Annotated in this window: 1 protein-coding gene; it reads left to right on the forward strand. The window is 26.2% G+C overall.

From position 1 onward, the window contains the following. Positions 1-359 (forward strand): transposase (locus KGF39_RS19580; protein ID WP_227823589.1); only part of this gene is annotated, 359 nt, incomplete at both ends.

Below are 359 nucleotides of genomic sequence, written 5' to 3' on the forward strand. Positions count from 1 at the left end.
TGGACAACTTAAACCAGCATATAATATACAATTCGGTGTAGATTCAGAATATATAGTTTGGGTAAGTTCAGGGCATCAACCTACTGACACTACAACATTAATACCGTTTTTAAAATCTATTGAGGACTATACAAAATTTAAATATCCTAAAGTAGTAGCTGATTCTGGATATGAAAGTGAGGAAAACTATACATTTTTAGAGTGTAATAATCAATTATCTTTCATAAAACCTGCAAATTATGAAATTAGTAAAACTAGAAAATATAAAAATGATATTGGGCGTATTGATAATATGGATTATGATGAAAAAAATGACTATTATATTTGTAAAAATAGCAAAAAACTATTTGCTAATAAAA

Origin of the sequence: Clostridioides sp. ZZV14-6345 (assembly GCF_020657775.1) — a bacterium.
In the GTDB taxonomy this organism is placed as follows: domain Bacteria; phylum Bacillota; class Clostridia; order Peptostreptococcales; family Peptostreptococcaceae; genus Clostridioides; species Clostridioides difficile_D.